Origin of the sequence: Bradyrhizobium elkanii USDA 76 (genome assembly GCF_023278185.1) — a bacterium.
GTDB classification, from domain to species: Bacteria; Pseudomonadota; Alphaproteobacteria; order Rhizobiales; family Xanthobacteraceae; genus Bradyrhizobium; species Bradyrhizobium elkanii.
Genome location: NZ_CP066356.1, coordinates 1596496 through 1615707, shown reverse-complemented (window position 1 = coordinate 1615707; position 19212 = coordinate 1596496). Strand labels below are relative to the sequence as shown.

The following is a 19212-nucleotide window of genomic DNA, read 5'->3' as shown; positions in this document are numbered from 1 at the left end:
GCCCATGCCGTGGTTAATCCGAAGTAGCACCCGCGCGCAAATGCCCGCGAAATTCCGACCGGGATCTTAAATCCGCTCGCGTATCAGCCTCTGCATTGCCAAGACCAACGCGGGGGCGTCGTGAATTCGAGGAATGGCTTTGTTGCCGTGAGGCCGGGTGCCGAGCCGGGCTTTACGACCGAGGATATTTTATGGGCTGTCGGCATCTGGTCGGTGATCCTGACCCTGGTGCCGGTGATCGCATTCTATCTGCTGATGGTGGCGTGAGGTTGTCATTCCGGGGCTCGCGAAGCGAGAACCGCAGGTGCGCGATTGCGCATCGGGGAATATCGAGATTCCGGGTTCGATGCTGCGCATCGCCCCGGAATGACGTTCCATCAATCGACAAAAAACGCGCGAGTGCCGCGCGTTCTTTCCATTTCGAACGTAAGCGGCGTTGTTACGCCGCTTGCTTGTGCATCGTACCGGACGCCGACGCCGTGCCGCGGATCGCCTTGATCGAGCGCTCGATCGCGGCCCACAGCCGATTGATCTCGGCGGCGGCGCGGCCTTCCGCATAATATTCGCGGGCGCCTTCACCCTGGCCGAGCGCCATCAGAAGATCGGCGCGGTTGGTGATCTGGCCGCTCCACACCGGCGCGCGGAATTTCGCCAGCGCCTCGCGCGCGATCGCGACGATGCGGCTTTCGGCGCCGTCACGCTGCGCGGGCGCGCCGTTGATCACCACGGCATAGGGCTTGCGCATCGAGCGGCAGGTCTGGATGGTTTCCTGCACAGCGTTGACGTCGAACACGCCGGGCCGCGCCGGAATGATCACCATCGTGGCGTTCTTGATGGAGTCGTCGACCACGGCCGAGAGGTTCGGCGGCGTGTCGATGAACACCCACTCGATGCCCTCACGCTTGGCCTGGGCAATGATCCCGCTGACCGAGTTCACCGCCGTCTTGATCGCCGGCTCGTTGGTGCCGCGCAGCTTGTGCCAAAGAGTCAGCGAGCCCTGCGGATCGGCGTCGATCAGCAGACAGGGCTTCGTTGCCTTGTGCACTTGCGCAGCGAGGTGAGCAGCCAGGGTACTTTTTCCCGAGCCCCCCTTACGCGAAGCGAAAACAATCACGTTCATACGTTGGCCTCCAGATTGACCCCAGGAGGCGAAAATGAATCAGCGCGCTGATTCGCGAAAGAAAAAATTTCTTGCAATCCGCAAAGTGGCCAAGATTACCGGTGCGCTTTGCTTTTTGAGTCACACCGAACTTATGACGCAACCGCAAATGGAAGCGCTAAGCGTTTGATTTGACTCAGGGCCTAGCGTTTTCCGGCGGCCTTCGCGCGCTCGCGCTCGATCCATTTGCGCTCGATCCAACCGAGCAATTGCGCTGTCGGTTTCTGCAGGAACGGGACGTCCTGCGCGAACAAAAGGAGTCCGAGCGGCAGCATCCAGAGTCCGAGCACCGGCAGGAAGCTGAAGATGCCGCCGATGATCAGGAGGATCGCGAGCGGAATCCGCACATAGCGCGACGACGGCTTGCGCAGCCACGCGACGAAGCGCGCCGGCTTTTCCGGCAGCTTGGCTTCGAACCAGGCGAAGTGCCGATCGATCTCTTGCTTGTAGTATTCGCTCACGCGTCCCACTCACTCCATCCGTTCCACAGGCGGAACAGATTTGGCAAACCACACAAGTCCCACAGATGATGCCGCGTGACAGCGTCACAAGGCGTCAGTCTGTCGCGCATGACAGGCTTGAAATCGCGGCCGGACGATCTATCGCGCATTTTCGCGCGAAGCGCACGATTGCGCGACGACGCGCGTCAAGCTGGTGACTCCTCGCCTGCGCGCGATGCGAATGAGGTCAGTGGGCCGGCTTCTTCGCCTTGTGCGTTTTGGAGACTTTCCGCTTCGCAGGCCGCCGCTCCACGCGCTCGCTCGCCTCGCGCGGCTCGGGACGGAAGAACACGCGGCAGGCCGGCGAGAGTTGCGCCTTGTTCCTGATCATGCAGGCCGTGATGCGATCGACGTCGGGAATCTCGGGGCTACAGAGCCTGAACGCGTCAGGCGTACAGGCCTGCTGCTGATCCGGCGTATAGGCCTCGCTTCGGCCCGGCAGCAGCGCCACCAAGGCGATGCTTGAAATCAACGCAAACGAAAAACTCCTTGAACCGGCGGTCCCCATGCATCCCCCCAAAGGTGTCACTAGGCGTCGCTAAGGCGTCGTGTCAGTCAGTTTGGGTGACAGGGCAGAGAAGTGCAAGCGGACGCGATGACACGCCGGGCGACCTTGCGATGGTCTGATCTTGCGATGTCGCGCCGAGTGATCTTGCGGATGGTACAGTTGGGTGGGCTCGAACCACCGACCTCCTGTTCCACAGACACAGTAAGGGCTCCGCCGGACCTACGCCATCTTCGCCACTTCTACGAAAATTGCAGTATTATCAAATAGTAGGACCGCCGCATCCCGCCTTACCTGCGCTGCTTGGCGCTAGGGTGGTAGCTACGTGGTAGCTACAGAGGCGATCGATGACGACCGCCTCAAATTGCTAGTTGAGGCAATGGATTAAGGGCAGATCGGTCGACCGGAGGGGTAGAGCGAAATTCGAACTGCCGTCAGCCAATTCCCACTAAAAGATCAGCCATTCCGATTTTCCCGGACAGCCTCTGACCTAATCGGCGTCCCGAACCTCAGGAACATGACAAACGTATTCTTGACGCACCTCGCTGCTGGATGCCTAGCGCAGGCCCTCCACCCATCTTTCGATCTCGCCGCTGTCGGCAGATAGCTCCGTTCCGAATTCGCCGGCAAAAACGCGCCATGCAAACAAATTGCTCTGGGGTACACCGATCACGACGGTGACGTTGCACTCCATCGCCTTGGCGATGAGGTCGAGCAGTCCGCCACCGCTGCACTCGGCCTTGCCGAACTTGTTGAGCACCAGCACATCGGGAGCATCGCCCAGGCTGCCTTCGATCCGTGCAGCGACCTCCGCAAGCGCCGACTCGTCGAGCCGGCAGCCCGACGCGCCAGCACCACGATCCTCATAGATCGACGTGCGACGACCGGTGCTTAAATCCTCCAGGAGGACATCGCATCGTCGCTCCGACGCCGCGTCAACCGGGTGCTGCACGACGCCGGCAAGCGACAGTCTGTTGCGACGACACGATGCGACCAGCGCCTCAAATGCCGCCGCAGGGTATTTGTTCTGCGGATAAACGATTGCCGCCAGCGACGGCGTGCGCGGCGGAACGACTTCAGGCGTCCGGACGGAAAGCGAGACCGACATCTTGATTCACCTCAATGGAACGTGCGCCTATCAGATCAAGGCAATAGGGAATGGCCGGGAAGACGGAGCCGAGACAGATGCCGCGAGAGGATCGCGGTCGGAACCTGCTCCAGACTGCCCCTGATTCGCGCAAGGCTGCGGGGACAAGCCGTGCGGCCGATTTCGTGCTGGTCGCTCATGTGCAACTCCCGCTGCCGGCACATGAGCATCCCACGTGCGGTACGACGCCCTGCGCTTCGTCCCGCATCAGCGACCAGTGCAGCATGTGCGTCAGGCAGCGGAAGCCCGGATCACCGGCGCGTTCGACCGTATTCATCAACGCAAGCCAGTCCTCGCTCGATGCAAGGTTGGCAAAACGCCGCACCGCGCCCGCGGCGTACTCACCGAGCGTCTCGTCAAAGCGATCAGCCGCGGCGCCGATGCGCGCCAACAGAACGAGATCACCACAGCCGAGCAGCGCATCGGCCGCCACGGCCTGTTCGCTGAAATTCCTGATGATTTGCCCGAGCTGCATGGTGTTTCCCTATTGCAGAAGCGGTGAGCTGGCGCCCGCCAGTGCAATTCCTGTGATCTCTGCACGGCCGGCCAGCACAGCGACATATTGAGCGAGCGAGCGGTGCTGCACGCTTGTTGCGAGGTAGTCGGCGATGCGCTCGCGGGCGAGTTCAAACGGCAGGACCTGCCCCGGCGCGTGCCGATCGAGCCGAACGATATGGAAGCCATAGCGCGTTTCAACGATGGCGAGCTCACCCTCGTCCATGCGAGCCAGCGCCACCTCGAATTCCTCGATCGTCTGGCCACGCGTCAGCTGGCCCAGGTGACCTCCGTTCTCGGCCGAGGTTCGGCAGTCGGAACGGGTGCGCGCCAGCTGATCAAACAGGGCGGGGTCTTCCAGCACGGACGACAATACCTTCTCCGCAGTCTCGCGGGCCCCACTCCGCGCAGCAGCATCATTCCGCGGAGTCGCGATCAGGATATGAGCGGCCTCGTACAGATCACCCGACCGGAAACGACGCTGGTTCTGTTCATAGTAGCGCAGGCATGAGGCATCGTCCGGCTCGGGCGTGACGACCTCCCGTTCGATCAGCGCACGCATTGCCGCCTCTTCGGGGGTTTCGCTCCGACCTTCGGCGTCCCGCAGCGGCTCCGCGGAAATTTCGAGCCGCCGCGCCTCCTGCAGCAGCAATTCCCGCACGACCAATGCACGTGCGGCTGCCTGCCAGGCCAGGATCGGCTTCTCCGCCGGATGGTTCTGCACCTCGCGCGCGATCGCCTCGCGCGGAATGACGGTGCCATTGACGCTGATGGTCTTCGGCTTGGGAAGGCTGTCGGTGAGCGAGCAATCCATGGTCCTACTCCGCAGGCTGCAGAGGACGATCGGCGGCGCGCGAGGCGCCGTCGCTGCGGCGCACGACCTGATAGCCGCGGCGGCCCAGATACCAGACCGGCGCGCTCCAGATATGGACCAGCCGCGTGAACGGGAAGACGAGGAAGATCGTCATGCCCAATACGAGATGCGCCTTGAAGATCGGGTGCACGTCCAGGATATTTGCGGCAATGCCTGGCTGCAGCGTCAGGATGCCCTGCGCCCATCCCATGAACTTCACCATCTCGTGGCCATCCAGATGCCCGAGCGATACGGGAATTGTGGCCAGGCCCAAAAGCAGCTGGGCGAACAGGATCAGGAGGATTGCGGTGTCGCCGAACGAAGAGTTGGCGCGGATGCGCGGATCGAACAGCCTCCGGTGCGTCAACAGCGAAATCCCGGCCAGACACATCAGCCCCGCCGCGCCGCCTGCGACAATCGCCAGCATCTGCTTGAAGCCATGCGAGACGCCGAGCATGTCGAATATCCAGATCGGGGTCAGCAGGCCGACGAAGTGGCCGAGGAAAATGAAGAGGATTCCGACGTGGAACAGGTTGGAGCCCCAGACAAGCTGTCGTCGCCGCAGCAATTGGCTCGATCCGCTGCGCCAGCTATATTGCTCGCGGTCGAAGCGGACGAGACTGCCGAACAGGAAGACGGTGAGGCAGAGATACGGATACCAGCCGAAGACGATGGCGTTGAGCGTCTGCATGATCTGGCCTCTCATTGCTGCTGTGACGCCGCCGGCCCCACGGCGCGGCGGGCGTGCCGAAGCTTTGCGATCAGGGTCTCGTGGCCGCAGGCGCCGGCCCCCTGCGCGCCGGGCCCGAACCGGACCTCCTCCTCTTCCCAGGCCGCGTCGAGCGCAACCAGATCCGTCGGATCGGTATCGGGTGCCTTCAACAATTCATCCACGATTTCGCGACGCGGCACTTCGACGGCGATCTTGACCAGCGCATCGAAAACGACCCTGTAGCTCGACTTACGCTGTCCGAGTCGCTCGGCGAGTGCCGCAAAAATATGTGCGGTCTGGCCGAGGAGCTCCCGCGCCTCCGCGACCGGCTGCGTCGCCAGGAATTCGAGGAACAGCGGCACGTAATCCGGCAGTTCGTTCGCCGCGATAGCCAACCCCGCGTTCTCGTACATGGCTTTAAGATCGACCATGGCCTGGCCGCGGTCGCGGCTTTCACCGTGGACATGCTCGAACAGATGCAGCGCAAGCGTCTTGCTGCGATCAAACAGCAGGCCGTAACGCTCCTGCAGGTCGTAGAGATCGCCGATGGCGATTTCCTCGATCAGCACCTCGACCGCACCGCGGCACGCCGCCGGCACCAGTCTCTCGGCATCGAGCACAGCCGCAAACTCCGGCGCGGCTTCGATCAGCGCCTCGGTCGGATAGCTCAGGAGGGCCGATAGGACCTTGAACGTCTTCATCACGCGATCTCCATCGGATTCTTTACCTTGCGGGGCGAACCGAACAGATTGGTGTCGGTCTCGCCGACGGAGCAGCCGTTGCCGAAGGTGAAACCGCAGGAGCCGCGGATGTCGAAGGCGTCGGCGCCGAGTTCGCGATGCGCGGTCGGGATCACGAAACGATCCTCGTAGTTGGCGATCGCCATGATCTGGTACATCTCGTCAATTTGCGCCGGCTTCAGGCCAACCCGGCGGGCGATCGCTTCATCAACGACGCCGTCGAGCGTCTTGGCCCGCATATAGGCGCGCATCGCCATCATGCGCTCGAGCGCCAGCGTAACCGGCGCTTCGTCGCCCGCGGTCAGCAGATTGGCGAGATAGCGCATCGGAATCCGCAGCGACCTCACGTCCGGCATGCCGCCATCGAGACCGATCTTGCCGGCGGATGCGGCCGAGGTGATCGGCGACAGCGGCGGCACGTACCAGACCATCGGCAAGGTGCGGTATTCCGGATGCAGCGGGAATGCGACCTTCCATTCCATCGCCATCTTCCAGATCGGCGAGGCCTTTGCCGCCTCGAGCCAGGCATGCGGAATGCCTTGCCGTTCGGCTTCGGCGATCACCTTCGGATCGTTCGGATCGAGGAAGATATCGAGCTGGGCCTGATAGAGATCACGTTCGTCAGGCTTGCTCGCCGCTTCCGCGATACGGTCGGCGTCGTACAGCACAACGCCGAGATAGCGGATACGCCCGACGCAGGTCTCCGAACACACGGTCGGCTGGCCGGCTTCGATGCGTGGATAGCAGAAGATGCACTTCTCCGACTTTCCCGAGGACCAGTTGTAGTAAATCTTCTTGTAGGGGCAGCCGGAGACGCACATGCGCCAGCCGCGGCACTTGTCCTGGTCGATCAGGACGATGCCGTCCTCTTCACGCTTGTAGATCGCTCCCGAAGGACAGGACGCGACGCAAGCGGGATTGAGGCAATGCTCGCACAACCGCGGCAGGTACATCATGAACGTGTTTTCGAACTGGCCGTAGATGTCCTTCTGAACGCCCTCGAAATTGTAATCTTGCGAGCGCTTTTCGAACTCGCCGCCGAGGATCTCTTCCCAGTTCGGACCCCACTGGATCTTCTCCAGCCGCTCGCCGGAGACCAGCGAACGCGGACGGGCGGTCGGCATCGCCTTCATTTCCGGCGCCTGCTGCAGATGCTGGTAGTCGAAGGTGAACGGCTCGTAGTAGTCGTCGATCTCGGGCAAGTCGGGATTGGCGAAGATGTTCGCCAGTATCCGCCACTTGCCGCCGATGCGCGGCTGGATCGAGCCGTTGCGGTTGCGCTTCCAGCCGCCCTTCCAGCGCGCCTGGTTCTCCCAATCCTTGGGATAGCCGATACCGGGCTTGGTCTCGACATTGTTGAACCACGCATATTCCATGCCTTGGCGGCTGGTCCACACGTTCTTGCAGGTGACGCTGCAGGTGTGACACCCGATGCACTTGTCGAGGTTCAGCACCATTGCGATCTGGGCGCGGATCTTCATTGTGCGGCCTCCAACTGGGACGTGCCGGGTTGATCTGCAGCAGGCGTATCGAGCCAATCGACTTTCGACATCTTGCGAACGATGACGAATTCGTCGCGGTTGGCGCCGACCGTGCCGTAGTAATTGAAGCCGTAGGCTTGCTGTACGTAGCCGCCGATCATGTGGGTCGGCTTGAGCACGGTACGGGTAACGGAGTTATGGATGCCGCCGCGCTGGCCGGTCTGCTCGGAACCCGGCACATTCACGATCTTCTCCTGCGCATGATACATCATGCACATGCCTTGCCGGACGCGTTGCGAGACCACCGCGCGGGCGACCAGCGCGCCGTTGGAGTTGTAGGCCTCGATCCAGTCGTTATCGGCGATGCCCGCCGCTTTGGCGTCGAGTTCGCTGATCCACACGATCGGACCGCCACGCGAGAGCGTCAGCATCAGGAGATTGTCGGTGTAGGTGGAGTGGATGCCCCACTTCTGGTGCGGCGTGATGAAGTTCAAGACTACGGAGCCATTGCCGTTCGGCTTGCGGTCGATCACCGGCTTGACCGTCTTGGTGTCGATCGGCGGCCGGTACACGCAGAAGCCCTCGCCGAAAGCACGCATCCACAGATGATCCTGATAGAGCTGCTGACGGCCGGTCAGCGTGCGCCACGGGATCAATTCGTGAACGTTGGTGTAGCCGGCGTTGTAGCAGACCTTCTCGGACTCCAGGCCCGACCAGATCGGCGAGGAGATGATCTTGCGCGGCTGTGCAACCACGTCGCGGTACCGGATCTTCTCATCTTCCTTGGGGACGGCCAGATGGGTGTGATCTCGCCCGGTGAAATTTCCGAGCGACGACCACGCCTTGACCGCGACCTCACCGTTGGTCTCCGGAGCGAGACTCAGGATGACCTCGCAGGCGTCGATCGCGCTGTCGATGCGGGCAAGTCCCTGGGACGCGCCTTCCTCCGTTACGACGCCGTTCAGCTTCTTGAGCAGCTCGACCTCGTGATCGGTGTTCCAGCTCATGCCCTTGCCGCCATTGCCGAGCTTGTTCATCAGCGGTCCGAGCGACGTGAAACGCTTGTGGAGATTGGGGTAGTCGCGCTCGACCACGGTCACCGCCGGCATGGTCTTGCCGGGAATCGGATCGATAGCTCCCGTCTTCCAGTCCTTCACGTCGAAAGGTTGGGCGATCTCGCCGGGGCTGTCATGCATGATCGGCGTGAGGACAACGTCCTTCTCGACGCCCAGCACCTCGGGTGCGACCTTCGAGAAGGCTTCCGCGATCCCCTTGTAGATGTCCCAGTCGCTGCGCGATTCCCAGACCGGATCGATCGCCGCCGACAGCGGATGAATGAAGGGGTGCATGTCGGAGGTATTGAGATCGTTCTTCTCGTACCAGGTCGCGGTCGGCAGCACGATGTCCGAGTACATGCAGGTCGTGGACATCCGGAAGTCGAGCGTGACCAGCAGGTCGAGCTTTCCTTCCGGGGCGTCTTCGCGCCATTTGACCTCGAGAGGCTTCTTCCTGCCGTCCTCGCCGAGATCCTTGCCCAGCACGCCGTGCTTGGTGCCGAGCAGATGTTTCAGGAAGTATTCGTGCCCCTTGCCGGACGCCCCCAGCAGGTTCGAGCGCCAGACGAACATGTTGCGTGGCCAGTTCTTCGGGCCATCGGGATCTTCGCACGACAGCTTCAGAACGCCCGACTGGAGGGATTTAGCGACGTAGTCCTTCGGCTCCAGCCCGGCGGCAGCCGCAAGCTTCGAAACTTCCAACGGGTTGGTCTCGAGCTGCGGTGCAGAAGGCAGCCAACCCATCCGCTCGGCGCGAACGTTGTAGTCGATCAGCGCGCCATCCCACGGACCTTGCGGCGCCGTCGGTGACAGAATTTCCTTCACATCCAGCGTCTCGTAGCGCCACTGATCGGTGTGGGCGTAGAACGCCGAGGTCGAATTCATCTGCCGCGGCGGGCGGCCCCAGTCGAGACCGAAGGCAAGCGGCGTCCAGCCGGACTGCGGCCGCAGCTTCTCCTGGCCGACATAGTGCGACCAGCCCCCGCCGGACTGCCCGATGCAACCGCACATCACCAGCATGTTGATGATGCCACGGTAGTTCATGTCCATGTGATACCAGTGGTTCAGCCCGGCGCCGAGGATGACCAAGGAACGGCCGCCGGTCTTCTCGGCATTGGCGGCGAATTCGCGGGCGACCGCGATGATCTGATCGCGCGGCACGCCGGTGATCCTCTCCGCCCAAGCCGGCGTATAGGGCTGGATGTCGTCGTAAGTGTTGCCGAGGTGCTCGCCTCCGAAGCCGCGATCGACGCCGTAATTGGCGACGAACAGATCATAGACCGACGCCACCAGCACCTCGCCGTCGTTCAGCTGGATCCGCTTGGCGGGGACTTTGCGCGTCAGGACGTCCGGATGGTCGGTTCCCTTGAAATGGTCGTGCTCGCGATTGCCGAAATAGGGAAATGCCACGTCGGCAAGTTCATCCCTGGTGTCGGCGAGCGAAAGCCGGAGCCTGGTGACGCGGCTCCTCGAGTCCCGCTCCTCCAGATTCCATTTGCCTTGCTCGCCCCAGCGGAATCCGACCGAGCCGTTCGGGACCACGATCTCGCCAGTCGCCTCGTCATAGGCCACCGTCTTCCACTCGGGATTGTTGGCCTCGTCGAGCGAAGTGGCGAAATCCGAGGCGCGCACGAACCGCTCAGGCACGAGCCGTCCCTCGGATTTCACCAGCCGTACCAGAAATGGCATATCCGTATACTGGCGCGCGTAGTCGTTGAAATATCTGGCCTGCCGATCGACGTGGAATTCCTTGAGGATTACGTGCCCCATAGCCATCGCCAGCGCCGCGTCGGTGCCTTGCTTGGGTGACACCCAGAGATCGGCGAATTTGGAGGCTTCCGAATAATCCGGACAGATCACGACGCTCTTGGCGCCCTTGTAGCGGACCTCGGTATAGAAATGCGCATCCGGCGTGCGCGTCTGCGGGACGTTCGATCCCCACAGGATCAGGAAGCCCGCATTGTACCAGTCTGCGCTTTCGGGCACGTCGGTCTGCTCGCCCCAGGTCTGCGGCGAGGCCGGCGGCAGGTCGCAATACCAGTCGTAGAACGACATGCAGACGCCGCCGAGCAGCGACAAATAGCGCGCGCCTGCCGCGTAGCTCACCATCGACATCGCCGGAATCGGCGAGAAGCCAAACACCCGGTCCGGACCGTAAGTCTTCGCGGTGTAGGCGTTGGCGGACGCCACGATCTCATTGACCTCGGCCCAGCTGGCGCGAACGAAGCCGCCGAGGCCGCGCTTCTGCACATAGGCCGCTCGCTTCGTCGGATCTTCGACGATCGATTTCCAGGCCGCGACCGGTGTCATCACAGCGCGCGCCTCGCGCCACAGCTTCAACAGCCGCGAGCGCACCAGCGGATATTTCACGCGGTTGCCGGAATAGAGGTACCAGCTGTAGCTGGCGCCGCGCGCACAGCCGCGGGGTTCGTGGTTTGGAAGGTCCGGGCGCGTGCGCGGATAGTCAGTCTGCTGGGTTTCCCAGGTGACGATGCCGCCCTTGACATAGACCTTCCACGAACAGGAGCCGGTGCAGTTCACACCATGCGTCGACCGCACGATCTTGTCGTGCTGCCAGCGCTTCCGGTAGCCGTCCTCCCAGGAGCGGTCCTCGGTCGTCGTCACGCCGTGACCATCGGCAAAATCCGGCTTGGCGCGTGTGAAGAATGTCAGCCTGTCCAGGAAATGGCTCATCCCTCGTCTCCTTATTCCGCGGGCTGGGTGGCGGGCGAGATCCGAGCGCGCCGTTCGATGTCGTGAAGCAGGCCACCCTTGCGGGTATAGACAGCCCAAGTGATGACGATGCAGGTCACATAGAAGATGAAGAATCCCCACAGCGCCGCCTGAACGCCGCCAGTGAGGTCGATCGAGGTGCCGAACGACTTCGGAATAAAGAATGCCCCGAACGCGGCAATCGCGGAGGTGAAGCCGGTTATGGCGGCCGATTCCTTCTCGGCCTGGCGCAACCGGGTCGCGGGATCGGCGGTCGGCATCAGGCGGTTCATCTCCTGCCGCATGATGTTGGGGATCATCTGGAAGGTCGACGCGTTGCCGACGCCGGTCGCGAAGAACAACAGCAGGAACATCGCGAAGAATCCCCAGAACGCGCCGGGTTGATCCTTGATACCGAGGAAATAAAGCACCCCGAGCACGCCAACCATCATCAGCGCGAACACGCCGACGGTCACGCGGCCGCCGCCCCATTTGTCGGCCATCCAGCCCGTGGCTGATCGCGACAGCGCCCCGACCAGCGGGCCAAGGAAGGCGAATTGCAGCGCATCGACGGCGGGAAATTGGGTCTTCGTCAGCAGGGGGAAGCCCGCCGAGTAACCAATGAAGGAGCCGAAGGTGCCGGTGTAGAGCCAGCACATGATCCAGTTGTGCTTACGCTGGAAGATCACCGCCTGGTCCGTAAACGAGGCTTTGGCGGATGCAATGTCGTTCATGCCGAACCAGGCCGCAAAGGCGCTGGCGACGATGAACGGAACCCAGACGAAGCCGGCATTCTGTAGCCAGAGCGGCACTTCGGTGTTCCCGCTCTTGACCGCGGTCGGATCGCCCCCGAACCAACCGAACACGCCCACGGTGATCACGATCGGCACGACGAACTGCACGACGCTGACGCCGAGATTGCCGAGACCCGCATTGAGCGCGAGCGCGTTTCCCTTCTCCGCGCGGGGGAAGAAGAACGATATGTTGGCCATCGAGGAGGCAAAATTGCCGCCGCCGAAACCGCACAACAACGCGAGCCCCAGGAAGACCGGATACGGCGTCGCCGGATTTTGCACGGCATAACCGATACCGACGGCGGGCAGCAGCAGCGACCAGGTGGCAAGCGTGGTCCACAGCCGTCCGCCGAAGATCGGCACCATGAAAGAGTAGAATATCCGCAGCACCGCGCCCGATATGCCGGGCAGCGCCGCAAGCCAGAACAGCTGGTCGGTCGTGAACTGGAAGCCGACCGACGGCAATTTGGCCACCACCACCGACCAGACCTGCCACACCGCAAAGGACAGCAGCAGCGCCGGGATCGAAATCCAAAGATTGCGCCGGGCGATCGCCCGTCCGCCGCCGGCCCAGAACGCGGCATCCTCCGGGCGCCAGTCGGTGAGGACGGCGCCGGACAGCGCGCCGACATGCTGCGGCTGATGAATGTCAAGCATCTCGGGGAGTTCGGGAAGCTTCTTGAGTGCTTCGCCGACCACGCCGCGCTCCATCTGCCTGATGGAGACGTGCATCCAGACCAGCGCGGTCGTGACCAGCACGAACAACAGCATGAAGCAGCTGGTCCAGAGCCCCGTCAGATCGACGAGCGCGCCGAACGCGATCGGCAGCACGAAACCGCCGAGGCCGCCGATCATGCCGACCAAGCCGCCGACGGCGCCGACATTCTGCGGATAGTAGACCGGGATGTGCTTGTAGACCGCAGCCTTTCCGAGCGCCATGAAGAAGCCCAGAACGAACACGGTGACCACGAACGGCACCAGTCCCATCTCGAGATGGAAGCCGACCGTACCGTTGACCGTCTTCACCAAGTAGTCGGTCGGCGGATAAGACAGGAGGAAGGTCGCGGCAGCGCCGACCAGGAGCGTCCAGTACATGACGCGCCGCGCGCCATAGCGATCGGAGAGATGGCCGCCATAAGCACGGAACACGCTGGCGGGGAACGAGAACATTGCGGCCATCATGCCGGCCGTCTTGATGTCGACGCCGTAGACCTTGATCAGGTACTGCGGCAACCAGAGCGACAACGCGACAAAGGCGCCAAACACGAAGAAATAGTACAGCGCAAAGCGCCAGACCTGGACATTCATCAGGGGCGCGAGCTCGAGCCAGGCACTTTTCGGCTGCTGATGCCGCTCGCGACGCGCACGAACGACCGGGTCTTCGTCGGAGAATATCCAGAAGATGATGCCCATCACGGCGATGGCGAGTGCCCAGATCTGGGCCACGGCCTGCCAGCCATAGGCGACCAGCACAAACGGCGCGAGGAATTTTGTCACCGCGGCACCCACATTACCCGCGCCGAAAATCCCGAGCGCGGTTCCCTGCTTGGCTGCCGGATAGAACCGCGAGACATAAGCCACGCCCACTGCAAACGAGCCACCCGCGATGCCGACAAAGAAGGCCGCGAGCAGGAATCCGGGATAAGTATGTGCCCACGTCAGCAGATAGGTTGCGACCGCCGCGGACAGCATCACCGCGGTGTAAACCCGCCGCCCACCATACTGGTCGGTCCAGATGCCCAGCACCAGCCGGATCAACGATCCGCTCAAAATCGGTGTGCCAACCAGCAAACCGAACTCGGTATCATTCAGCCCAAGCTCCTGCTTGATCCGAATCCCGATGATCGAGAAAATCGTCCAGACTGCGAAGCAGATCGTGAAGGAAATCGTCGAAAGCCAAAGTGCCCGGCTTTCGCGTTTGGTACTCGAACCTGCAGCGTCCATGGTGCCCCTCGGAATGGCTGTTGCAGGAACATGGATCGCAGAACTTGAATTGAATTGATTTGCGCCAGATCAAACGCGCCCGGCTAAATCAGCCGCGCGGCGTCTCTGCGAGCGATAGCCGCTGGATCGACGCGGCGGGCGAAATCGCAGCATTGCCGCCTTCCGCTTTTTTGAACGAGGAGGCGCTGCACTTTGTTCGGCTCAGGTTTGATCTGGCGCAAAAAGGCGAAACCGGCTTCGGCCTACTTTAGTTATCTAGGTATCTCCTCTGAGGAAGGCGCTGCAGTGATTATCGATCTTTTGCGCCGAGAGCATCGCAATATTGATTTGCTCCTCACTGTCCTTGAGCGGGAACTTCAGCTCTTTGAGCGCGGCCGTCGCCCCGACTATGAGGTTATTCGAGCGATTATCAGCTATTTCAAAGTCTACCCGGAGGTATACCATCATCCCCAGGAAGACTTGATCTTCTCCAAGCTGACGCTTCGCGATCCGGATGCGGCTGCAACCGTCGGCGATCTCGCACGTGAGCACGCAGATGGAGCCGATCGTTTGCGCCGCTTCGCTGAGGCGATCGATGGTGTCCTCGCGGATCGCGAGCTTCCTCGACAGGAGGTCAGCCGCATCATACGAGATTTCATAGTGAAGGAGCGCCACCATATGATGGTGGAAGAGCGTGATTTCTTCCCGGCGGCGCTCAAGGCTCTATTGCCCCAGGATTGGACGGAGGTCGCTTCGGCCCTAACCGATCACAAGGATCCGTTATTCAGCGAAGCCGCCGAAGAGACCTTCGATGCCTTGAGAGCGCATATTCTGCGACTGGAGCAGGAGGCTGAAGCGGAACGCCACCAAGTCAAGCTTTGATCCATGATCCGTCATCGCCGTCTCAGAGCTTGCGAGCGCTACACAGCAGCGGGGCGTAAGCGAGCGCGAAACCCAGAAACGCTCCTGTCCATGCGATACCCGCGATCATCAGCAGCGGGATCGAATAGGCCGGCTCAACAGAGGCGCATATCCGCGCCAGCGCTGCGACGATGATCGAGGCGTAAACGGCCTGAGTGGCAGTGGATGCTGAAAGCGCCTGCCCCGTATGACCGAGCGACGCCCGCGTCATCACGGCGATCGTCATCGAACCGATCGCACCGCCGGTCCAGGCATGAACCCCTGCGCTGGGTGCGACGAGGTCTAGCGAAGATAGTGCCGCCAGGAAAAAACCGGCAGGCACGAACGCGTAGGCAACGTGGAGGATCAGGACGAGCCGGTCCGATATCGTTCGATGGCCGGCCCAGCGAACGAGTCGGATAACATGGAGCACTCCAGCAATTCCCAGAGCACCTGCGACCGCGCGACCGGAAGGAACCGCCGCCCATGCACCCATAGCGCACGCGCCGACAATTATCGTCGCCGCGTCGAATCGGTTGAAGGGAACAGGCAGCCGACCCGGCTTCTGGCTCGAGAGCCAGTTGCGCGTGAAGCTCGGAACGATCCGCCCTCCGATCACGCAAACCAGCGTAACGACGAGCGCAACACCGGCCCGCGCTGAATAGTCCGCGACGCCATTGAAATGTGCCTCGATATGGAAAGCGATGTTGGTGGCCGCAAGCAGCGACACGATGCCCACCACCTTCAGATTGCCCCACTTTCGTCCAGCGATGATCTCGCGGGCGGCTGCGGCGACGAGCGAGAGCAGAAACGCAGCGTCGATCGCAAGCGCCAATTGCCAGCCGATGATGCCTGAGAATGTCGCGGCCAGTCTTCCGGCAAGCCAGGCGCCGAACAGAGCGGCGAGTGGACCGCCCTGGATCGGGAGACGTCCTGTCCAGTTCGGAACGGCGGTCAGGAGGAAGCCCGCTATCACCGCACCCACATAACCGAACAACATCTCATGCACGTGCCAGTCCCGTGACGCGAACGCGGTTGGAAGGCTGACATCCCCCACGAAGACCGCCATCCACAATGGAACGATCGCGCCGGCGTAGATGGCGCCGAACAGAAAGAACGGCCGAAAACCGTGGGAGAACAGTGCTGGGCCCCGGTAGCTCCTTGACTTCTGCATCGTCGCCATGGACGTCTTCCTTGTTCAGCGGGTCTGGCACGATACTGCGCGATGCAAATCAATCGCGACGCCGCGAATCTTGAATTGATCTGCGTCAAACCTGGCCCGCGATACTCCCTGGCGCTCGCTCCGGCTTTCCTTTGCCGCGGGCACTTCTCAAGAATATGCCGCCCTCCCGCTTCTGGATTGAGCTGGGTCAACAGCCCCCTCGCCGTCGCACCGGAGACGTTGAGCCACGTCAATCGCTCGAACTGCTACACGTGCGACAAGGAACAATATCGACCGGAGGCGATGTTGCGTGCGCCACACATTCACATCATGGCTTGGCCGGCTCACCCTTTTGGGATGGCGCGACATCGCGTCGGCGCCATTCGGTTGCGTGATCGAACTTGCAATGATTGATGGCGAACATCAGCCGCTCGGCATCCCCTGCATCCGCCACACCGAGGGGTGGCTGGACGCCGTAACGATGCAACCTGTTACTGTGTCGGCGACGCACTGGCGCTACTGGCGGCCTGACGTGCTGCCGATGTGCTGCTGCTGACGATGGCGCGGTTTGGTGCCATCAACCGGCTGGTCGCGGTCCTGCTTCTCCGCTCGCGGGTGCCGCAGTCGCGCCGAATGGACTGGACATTGGTCCTAGCGCTCGCCTCAACGGCAATGACCATCGCCGCGGTGGTTTCGTTGGTATACTTTCATTACTTGGACCGGCCTTGACCATTGGCGGGCTCATCGTCGGCGATGGCGCGCCAGGCCGCGCCATCGAGGTCGTCATATTGTCCGCTCTTGAGTGACCAGAGAAAGCCGAGCAGGCCGGCAAAGCCAAGTGCGAGAGCCAGCGGCACCAAAATGACCAGAACCTCCATCAGAGCGCCTCCCTCGCTCGCGCCCTCAGCGCATTGAGCATCACGATCACCGACGAACCCGACATCGCCGCCGCCGCGATCAGGGGCGTGACCAGGCCGGCGATCGCGATCGGTACTGCCAGGACGTTGTAAACGACGGCAAGCCAGAGATTCTGCCGCATCAGCCGCAGCGCCTTGCGGGACACCTTGACCGCGACCATGACCGGCATGAGCCGCTCACCAAGGAAGACAGAATCGGCAACTGCCTGGCTCATGTGCGTGGCCGTAACAGGCGACATCGAGGCGTGCGCCGCGGCCAAAGCCGGCGCGTCGTTCAAGCCGTCGCCGACCATCAGTACCTTGCAGCCCTGGCGCACCAGCTCCTCGATCCGGTCGATCTTGTCGACCGGAGAGACCTCCGCACGCCATTCATGCACGCCCAGCATCCTTGCCGCATGCCGGACCGCTGGCTCGCGATCCCCGGACACGATCTCGACGACGATGCCCATGCGGGTCAACGCTGCGATCACCTCCGCCGCGTCCGGCCGCAGCCGCTGCCGAACCGCGAAGGCATACCTGCTCTCGCCGTGGCTGAACGCGACGACCGAGGCTTCCGGATCCCGGCACAGAATCTCGTTGGCGAGGTCGTCGGCACCGCAGAATGACGGGCGGCCCAGCCGGATCGGACGCCCCTCATGGAAGCCGTGCACGCCCTGGCCCGGTTCCTCCTCAATGTCCGGCAGGGGTGAGGCCGCCCCCGCCTTGCGCGCCACCGCGGCCGCGACCGGATGACGGCTCGAGAGTGCCAGCCGGCCCGCGAGCTTCACGACGTGATCCGGGATGTCCGCAAGGTTGGCGACATCGAGCTCGGGCAGCGTCAAAGTACCCGTTTTGTCGAAGATCACCCGGTCAATCTCGGCGATGCGTTCGATCGCATCGCCGGCGTTGAGCAGCACGCCCGAACTGAACAGCGCCCCGGATGCAACGGTCTGCACGGCCGGAATGGCAAGCCCCAGCGCGCAGGGACAGGTGATGATCAGGACCGCAATCGCCGTCACGATCGAGTCATGAAAACTCGCGCCATAGGCCAGCCAGCCGAGCATCGTGAGCAACGCCGTCGCGTGCACGACCGGGGCATAGAGCCTCGAGGCCCGCTCCGCCAGACGCAGATAGCGCGAGCGCGCCTGCAGCGCGTGATCGAGCAGCCGGGATATTTCGTCGAGCAGCGTGCCGCCCGAGGCTGCCGACGCGCGGACGCGCAACGTGCCGGAACGGATCAGCGTGCCCGCGAACACCGCGCTGCCGGGCGACACCATCGCCGGCAGGGTTTCGCCCGTGATCAGGCTCTGGTCGACCTCGGAGCGGCCCTCGATCACATTGCCGTCGACCGAACAGCGCTCGCCGGGCCGCAGCAGCACGATGTCGCCTGGCCGGATCGCAGCTGCCGGGACCGTTCTGATCTCGGTCGGACTGATGAACTTCGTCGCGGTCTCCGCCTTGAGGGCAGCCAGGTTGCTGGCAAAGGCGCGAGTGCGCCGCCGCATGTTCTGGTCGAGATAGCGACCGGCGAGCAGGAACGCGATCAGCATGATCGCGGCATCGAAATAGGCATGTTCGGCGTGGTTTACGGTCTCGATCACCGAGGTTGCCAGCGCCAGGATGATGCCGATACTGATCGGAACGTCCATGTTAACGCCGCGCGCTCGCAGGGCTGACAACGCCGACGAGAAGAACGGCTGCGCCGAATAGGCCGCGGCCGGCAGCACGATCAGCGCCGACAGCCAGTGGAAGAAATCACGCTGCTCCGGCAGCATGTCGGAGACGTTGCCGGACCATACCGGGACCGACAGCATCATCACGTTCATGGCGGCAAAGGCCGCGACGCCCAGCCGGCGCAACAGGCCTTGTGCCCGTCGGGCCTCCAGGGTTTCGGCATCATCGCGCTCGAACGGATAGGCCTTGTAGCCGAGCTCCGCGAGCCGACTTACGAACAGCGCCGGTTCAAGAGCACCCGCCTTCCATTCGAGCGCAAGACGGCTGTCCGTTAGGTTCACGCGGGCAGAGGTGACGTCAGGTATGGCCGACAGATTGCGTTCGATCTTGGCCATGCAGCCCGCGCAATTGATGCCCTCGACAGCGAGATCGAGATGGATGAGCCCGGTGCCCGCGCTCTTCAGATAGTGAGAGAAGTCGATATCCGCCTGCATAGGATGCACC

At 62.5% G+C, this 19212-nt stretch carries 19 protein-coding genes and 1 pseudogene; 5 read left to right on the top strand and 15 right to left on the bottom strand.

What is annotated here, in order from left to right:
- Positions 1 to 120 precede the first annotated feature (120 nt).
- Entirely contained in the window at positions 121 to 267 is a 147-nt protein-coding gene (locus tag JEY66_RS07705) for a hypothetical protein (protein ID WP_016841361.1), read from the top strand.
- Between the two features lie 172 nt (positions 268 to 439).
- Here JEY66_RS07705 and JEY66_RS07700 read toward each other — a convergent pair whose 3' ends face one another.
- Positions 440 to 1120: a ParA family protein gene (locus JEY66_RS07700; RefSeq protein WP_026193359.1), complete on the bottom strand. Its 681-nt coding sequence runs from the start codon at positions 1118 to 1120 to the stop codon at positions 440 to 442.
- A 34-nt stretch (positions 1121 to 1154) separates the two neighbouring features.
- Here JEY66_RS07700 and JEY66_RS45055 point away from each other — a divergent pair, with 34 nt between their 5' ends.
- Entirely contained in the window at positions 1155 to 1289 is a 135-nt protein-coding gene (locus JEY66_RS45055; protein ID WP_256438792.1) for a hypothetical protein, read from the top strand.
- Positions 1290 to 1302: 13 nt separating this feature from the next.
- Here the strand turns inward: JEY66_RS45055 and JEY66_RS07695 are convergent, their stop codons facing one another.
- The 11 genes and pseudogenes from JEY66_RS07695 to JEY66_RS07645 all read right to left on the bottom strand — a co-directional run bounded on the left by JEY66_RS07695 (position 1303) and on the right by JEY66_RS07645 (position 14097).
- Positions 1303 to 1629 carry a hypothetical protein gene (locus JEY66_RS07695; RefSeq protein ID WP_018273595.1) on the bottom strand — a complete coding sequence of 109 codons (327 nt, stop codon included), beginning with the start codon at positions 1627 to 1629 and terminating at the stop codon, positions 1303 to 1305.
- A 217-nt stretch (positions 1630 to 1846) separates the two neighbouring features.
- A complete protein-coding gene (locus JEY66_RS07690; protein WP_016841356.1) occupies positions 1847 to 2113 on the bottom strand; it encodes a hypothetical protein in 267 nt (88 codons plus the stop codon).
- A gap of 607 nt (positions 2114 to 2720) precedes the next feature.
- Positions 2721 to 3272 (bottom strand): DUF2478 domain-containing protein, encoded by a 552-nt coding sequence (locus JEY66_RS07685; protein WP_016841355.1) that lies wholly within the window; start codon positions 3270 to 3272, stop codon positions 2721 to 2723.
- Positions 3241 to 3351, bottom strand: a pseudogene (locus JEY66_RS45385) (molybdopterin adenylyltransferase); the annotation flags it as partial. The pseudogene JEY66_RS45385 and the gene JEY66_RS07685, both read right to left, overlap by 32 nt.
- A gap of 96 nt (positions 3352 to 3447) precedes the next feature.
- On the bottom strand, positions 3448 to 3786 hold the full coding sequence (locus JEY66_RS07675) for a hypothetical protein (RefSeq protein WP_016841354.1): 339 nt from the start codon (positions 3784 to 3786) through the stop codon (positions 3448 to 3450).
- 9 nt (positions 3787 to 3795) lie between these two features.
- On the bottom strand, positions 3796 to 4620 hold the full coding sequence (locus JEY66_RS07670; protein WP_018273596.1) for a peptidylprolyl isomerase: 825 nt from the start codon (positions 4618 to 4620) through the stop codon (positions 3796 to 3798).
- A gap of 4 nt (positions 4621 to 4624) precedes the next feature.
- Positions 4625 to 5350, bottom strand: coding sequence for a respiratory nitrate reductase subunit gamma (gene narI / locus JEY66_RS07665; protein ID WP_016841352.1), 726 nt, complete (start codon positions 5348 to 5350; stop codon positions 4625 to 4627).
- A gap of 11 nt (positions 5351 to 5361) precedes the next feature.
- Entirely contained in the window at positions 5362 to 6072 is a 711-nt protein-coding gene (gene narJ, locus JEY66_RS07660) for a nitrate reductase molybdenum cofactor assembly chaperone (protein WP_016841351.1), read from the bottom strand.
- Positions 6072 to 7592, bottom strand: a complete 1521-nt coding sequence (gene narH, locus JEY66_RS07655; RefSeq protein ID WP_016841350.1) for a nitrate reductase subunit beta — start codon at positions 7590 to 7592, stop codon at positions 6072 to 6074. The genes narJ and narH overlap by 1 nt, the downstream gene beginning before the upstream one ends.
- A complete protein-coding gene (locus tag JEY66_RS07650) occupies positions 7589 to 11341 on the bottom strand; it encodes a nitrate reductase subunit alpha (RefSeq protein ID WP_018273597.1) in 3753 nt (1250 codons plus the stop codon). Before JEY66_RS07650 ends, narH begins: the two co-directional genes overlap by 4 nt.
- 11 nt (positions 11342 to 11352) lie before the next feature.
- Positions 11353 to 14097, bottom strand: a complete 2745-nt coding sequence (locus JEY66_RS07645; protein ID WP_016841348.1) for a nitrate/nitrite transporter — start codon at positions 14095 to 14097, stop codon at positions 11353 to 11355.
- A 59-nt stretch (positions 14098 to 14156) separates the two neighbouring features.
- On the opposite strand from JEY66_RS07645, the gene JEY66_RS07635 reads away from it, so the two are divergent.
- Both JEY66_RS07635 and JEY66_RS07630 read left to right on the top strand, forming a co-directional pair.
- Positions 14157 to 14348, top strand: a complete 192-nt coding sequence (locus JEY66_RS07635) for a hypothetical protein (protein WP_018273598.1) — start codon at positions 14157 to 14159, stop codon at positions 14346 to 14348.
- Between the two features lie 34 nt (positions 14349 to 14382).
- The gene (locus JEY66_RS07630) at positions 14383 to 14958 is read left to right on the top strand and encodes a hemerythrin domain-containing protein (RefSeq protein WP_038376033.1); all 576 of its coding nucleotides are present in this window, start codon (positions 14383 to 14385) and stop codon (positions 14956 to 14958) included.
- Positions 14959 to 14980: 22 nt separating this feature from the next.
- Here JEY66_RS07630 and JEY66_RS07625 read toward each other — a convergent pair whose 3' ends face one another.
- The gene (locus tag JEY66_RS07625; protein WP_018273599.1) at positions 14981 to 16159 is read right to left on the bottom strand and encodes an NnrS family protein; all 1179 of its coding nucleotides are present in this window, start codon (positions 16157 to 16159) and stop codon (positions 14981 to 14983) included.
- 289 nt (positions 16160 to 16448) lie between these two features.
- Between JEY66_RS07625 and JEY66_RS07620 the strand changes: the two genes are divergently transcribed.
- Positions 16449 to 16694 carry a hypothetical protein gene (locus JEY66_RS07620; RefSeq protein ID WP_125459273.1) on the top strand — a complete coding sequence of 82 codons (246 nt, stop codon included), beginning with the start codon at positions 16449 to 16451 and terminating at the stop codon, positions 16692 to 16694.
- 154 nt (positions 16695 to 16848) lie between these two features.
- Here JEY66_RS07620 and ccoS read toward each other — a convergent pair whose 3' ends face one another.
- Both ccoS and JEY66_RS07610 read right to left on the bottom strand, forming a co-directional pair.
- Positions 16849 to 17016: a cbb3-type cytochrome oxidase assembly protein CcoS gene (gene ccoS / locus JEY66_RS07615; RefSeq protein WP_016845472.1), complete on the bottom strand. Its 168-nt coding sequence runs from the start codon at positions 17014 to 17016 to the stop codon at positions 16849 to 16851.
- Positions 17016 to 19202 (bottom strand): heavy metal translocating P-type ATPase, encoded by a 2187-nt coding sequence (locus JEY66_RS07610; protein WP_018273601.1) that lies wholly within the window; start codon positions 19200 to 19202, stop codon positions 17016 to 17018. Before JEY66_RS07610 ends, ccoS begins: the two co-directional genes overlap by 1 nt.
- Positions 19203 to 19212 lie beyond the last annotated feature (10 nt).

Coding starts and splice junctions, on each gene's coding strand:
- JEY66_RS07650 (WP_018273597.1), bottom strand. CDS start 11,341: ATGAGCCATTTCCTGGACAGGCTGACATTCTTCACACGCGCCAAGCCG.
- narJ (WP_016841351.1), bottom strand. CDS start 6,072: ATGAAGACGTTCAAGGTCCTATCGGCCCTCCTGAGCTATCCGACCGAG.
- narH (WP_016841350.1), bottom strand. CDS start 7,592: ATGAAGATCCGCGCCCAGATCGCAATGGTGCTGAACCTCGACAAGTGC.
- JEY66_RS07685 (WP_016841355.1), bottom strand. CDS start 3,272: ATGTCGGTCTCGCTTTCCGTCCGGACGCCTGAAGTCGTTCCGCCGCGC.
- JEY66_RS07625 (WP_018273599.1), bottom strand. CDS start 16,159: ATGGCGACGATGCAGAAGTCAAGGAGCTACCGGGGCCCAGCACTGTTC.
- JEY66_RS45055 (WP_256438792.1), top strand. CDS start 1,155: ATGAATCAGCGCGCTGATTCGCGAAAGAAAAAATTTCTTGCAATCCGC.
- JEY66_RS07610 (WP_018273601.1), bottom strand. CDS start 19,202: ATGCAGGCGGATATCGACTTCTCTCACTATCTGAAGAGCGCGGGCACC.
- JEY66_RS07675 (WP_016841354.1), bottom strand. CDS start 3,786: ATGCAGCTCGGGCAAATCATCAGGAATTTCAGCGAACAGGCCGTGGCG.
- JEY66_RS07700 (WP_026193359.1), bottom strand. CDS start 1,120: ATGAACGTGATTGTTTTCGCTTCGCGTAAGGGGGGCTCGGGAAAAAGT.
- ccoS (WP_016845472.1), bottom strand. CDS start 17,016: ATGGAGGTTCTGGTCATTTTGGTGCCGCTGGCTCTCGCACTTGGCTTT.
- narI (WP_016841352.1), bottom strand. CDS start 5,350: ATGCAGACGCTCAACGCCATCGTCTTCGGCTGGTATCCGTATCTCTGC.
- JEY66_RS07645 (WP_016841348.1), bottom strand. CDS start 14,097: ATGGACGCTGCAGGTTCGAGTACCAAACGCGAAAGCCGGGCACTTTGG.
- JEY66_RS07670 (WP_018273596.1), bottom strand. CDS start 4,620: ATGGATTGCTCGCTCACCGACAGCCTTCCCAAGCCGAAGACCATCAGC.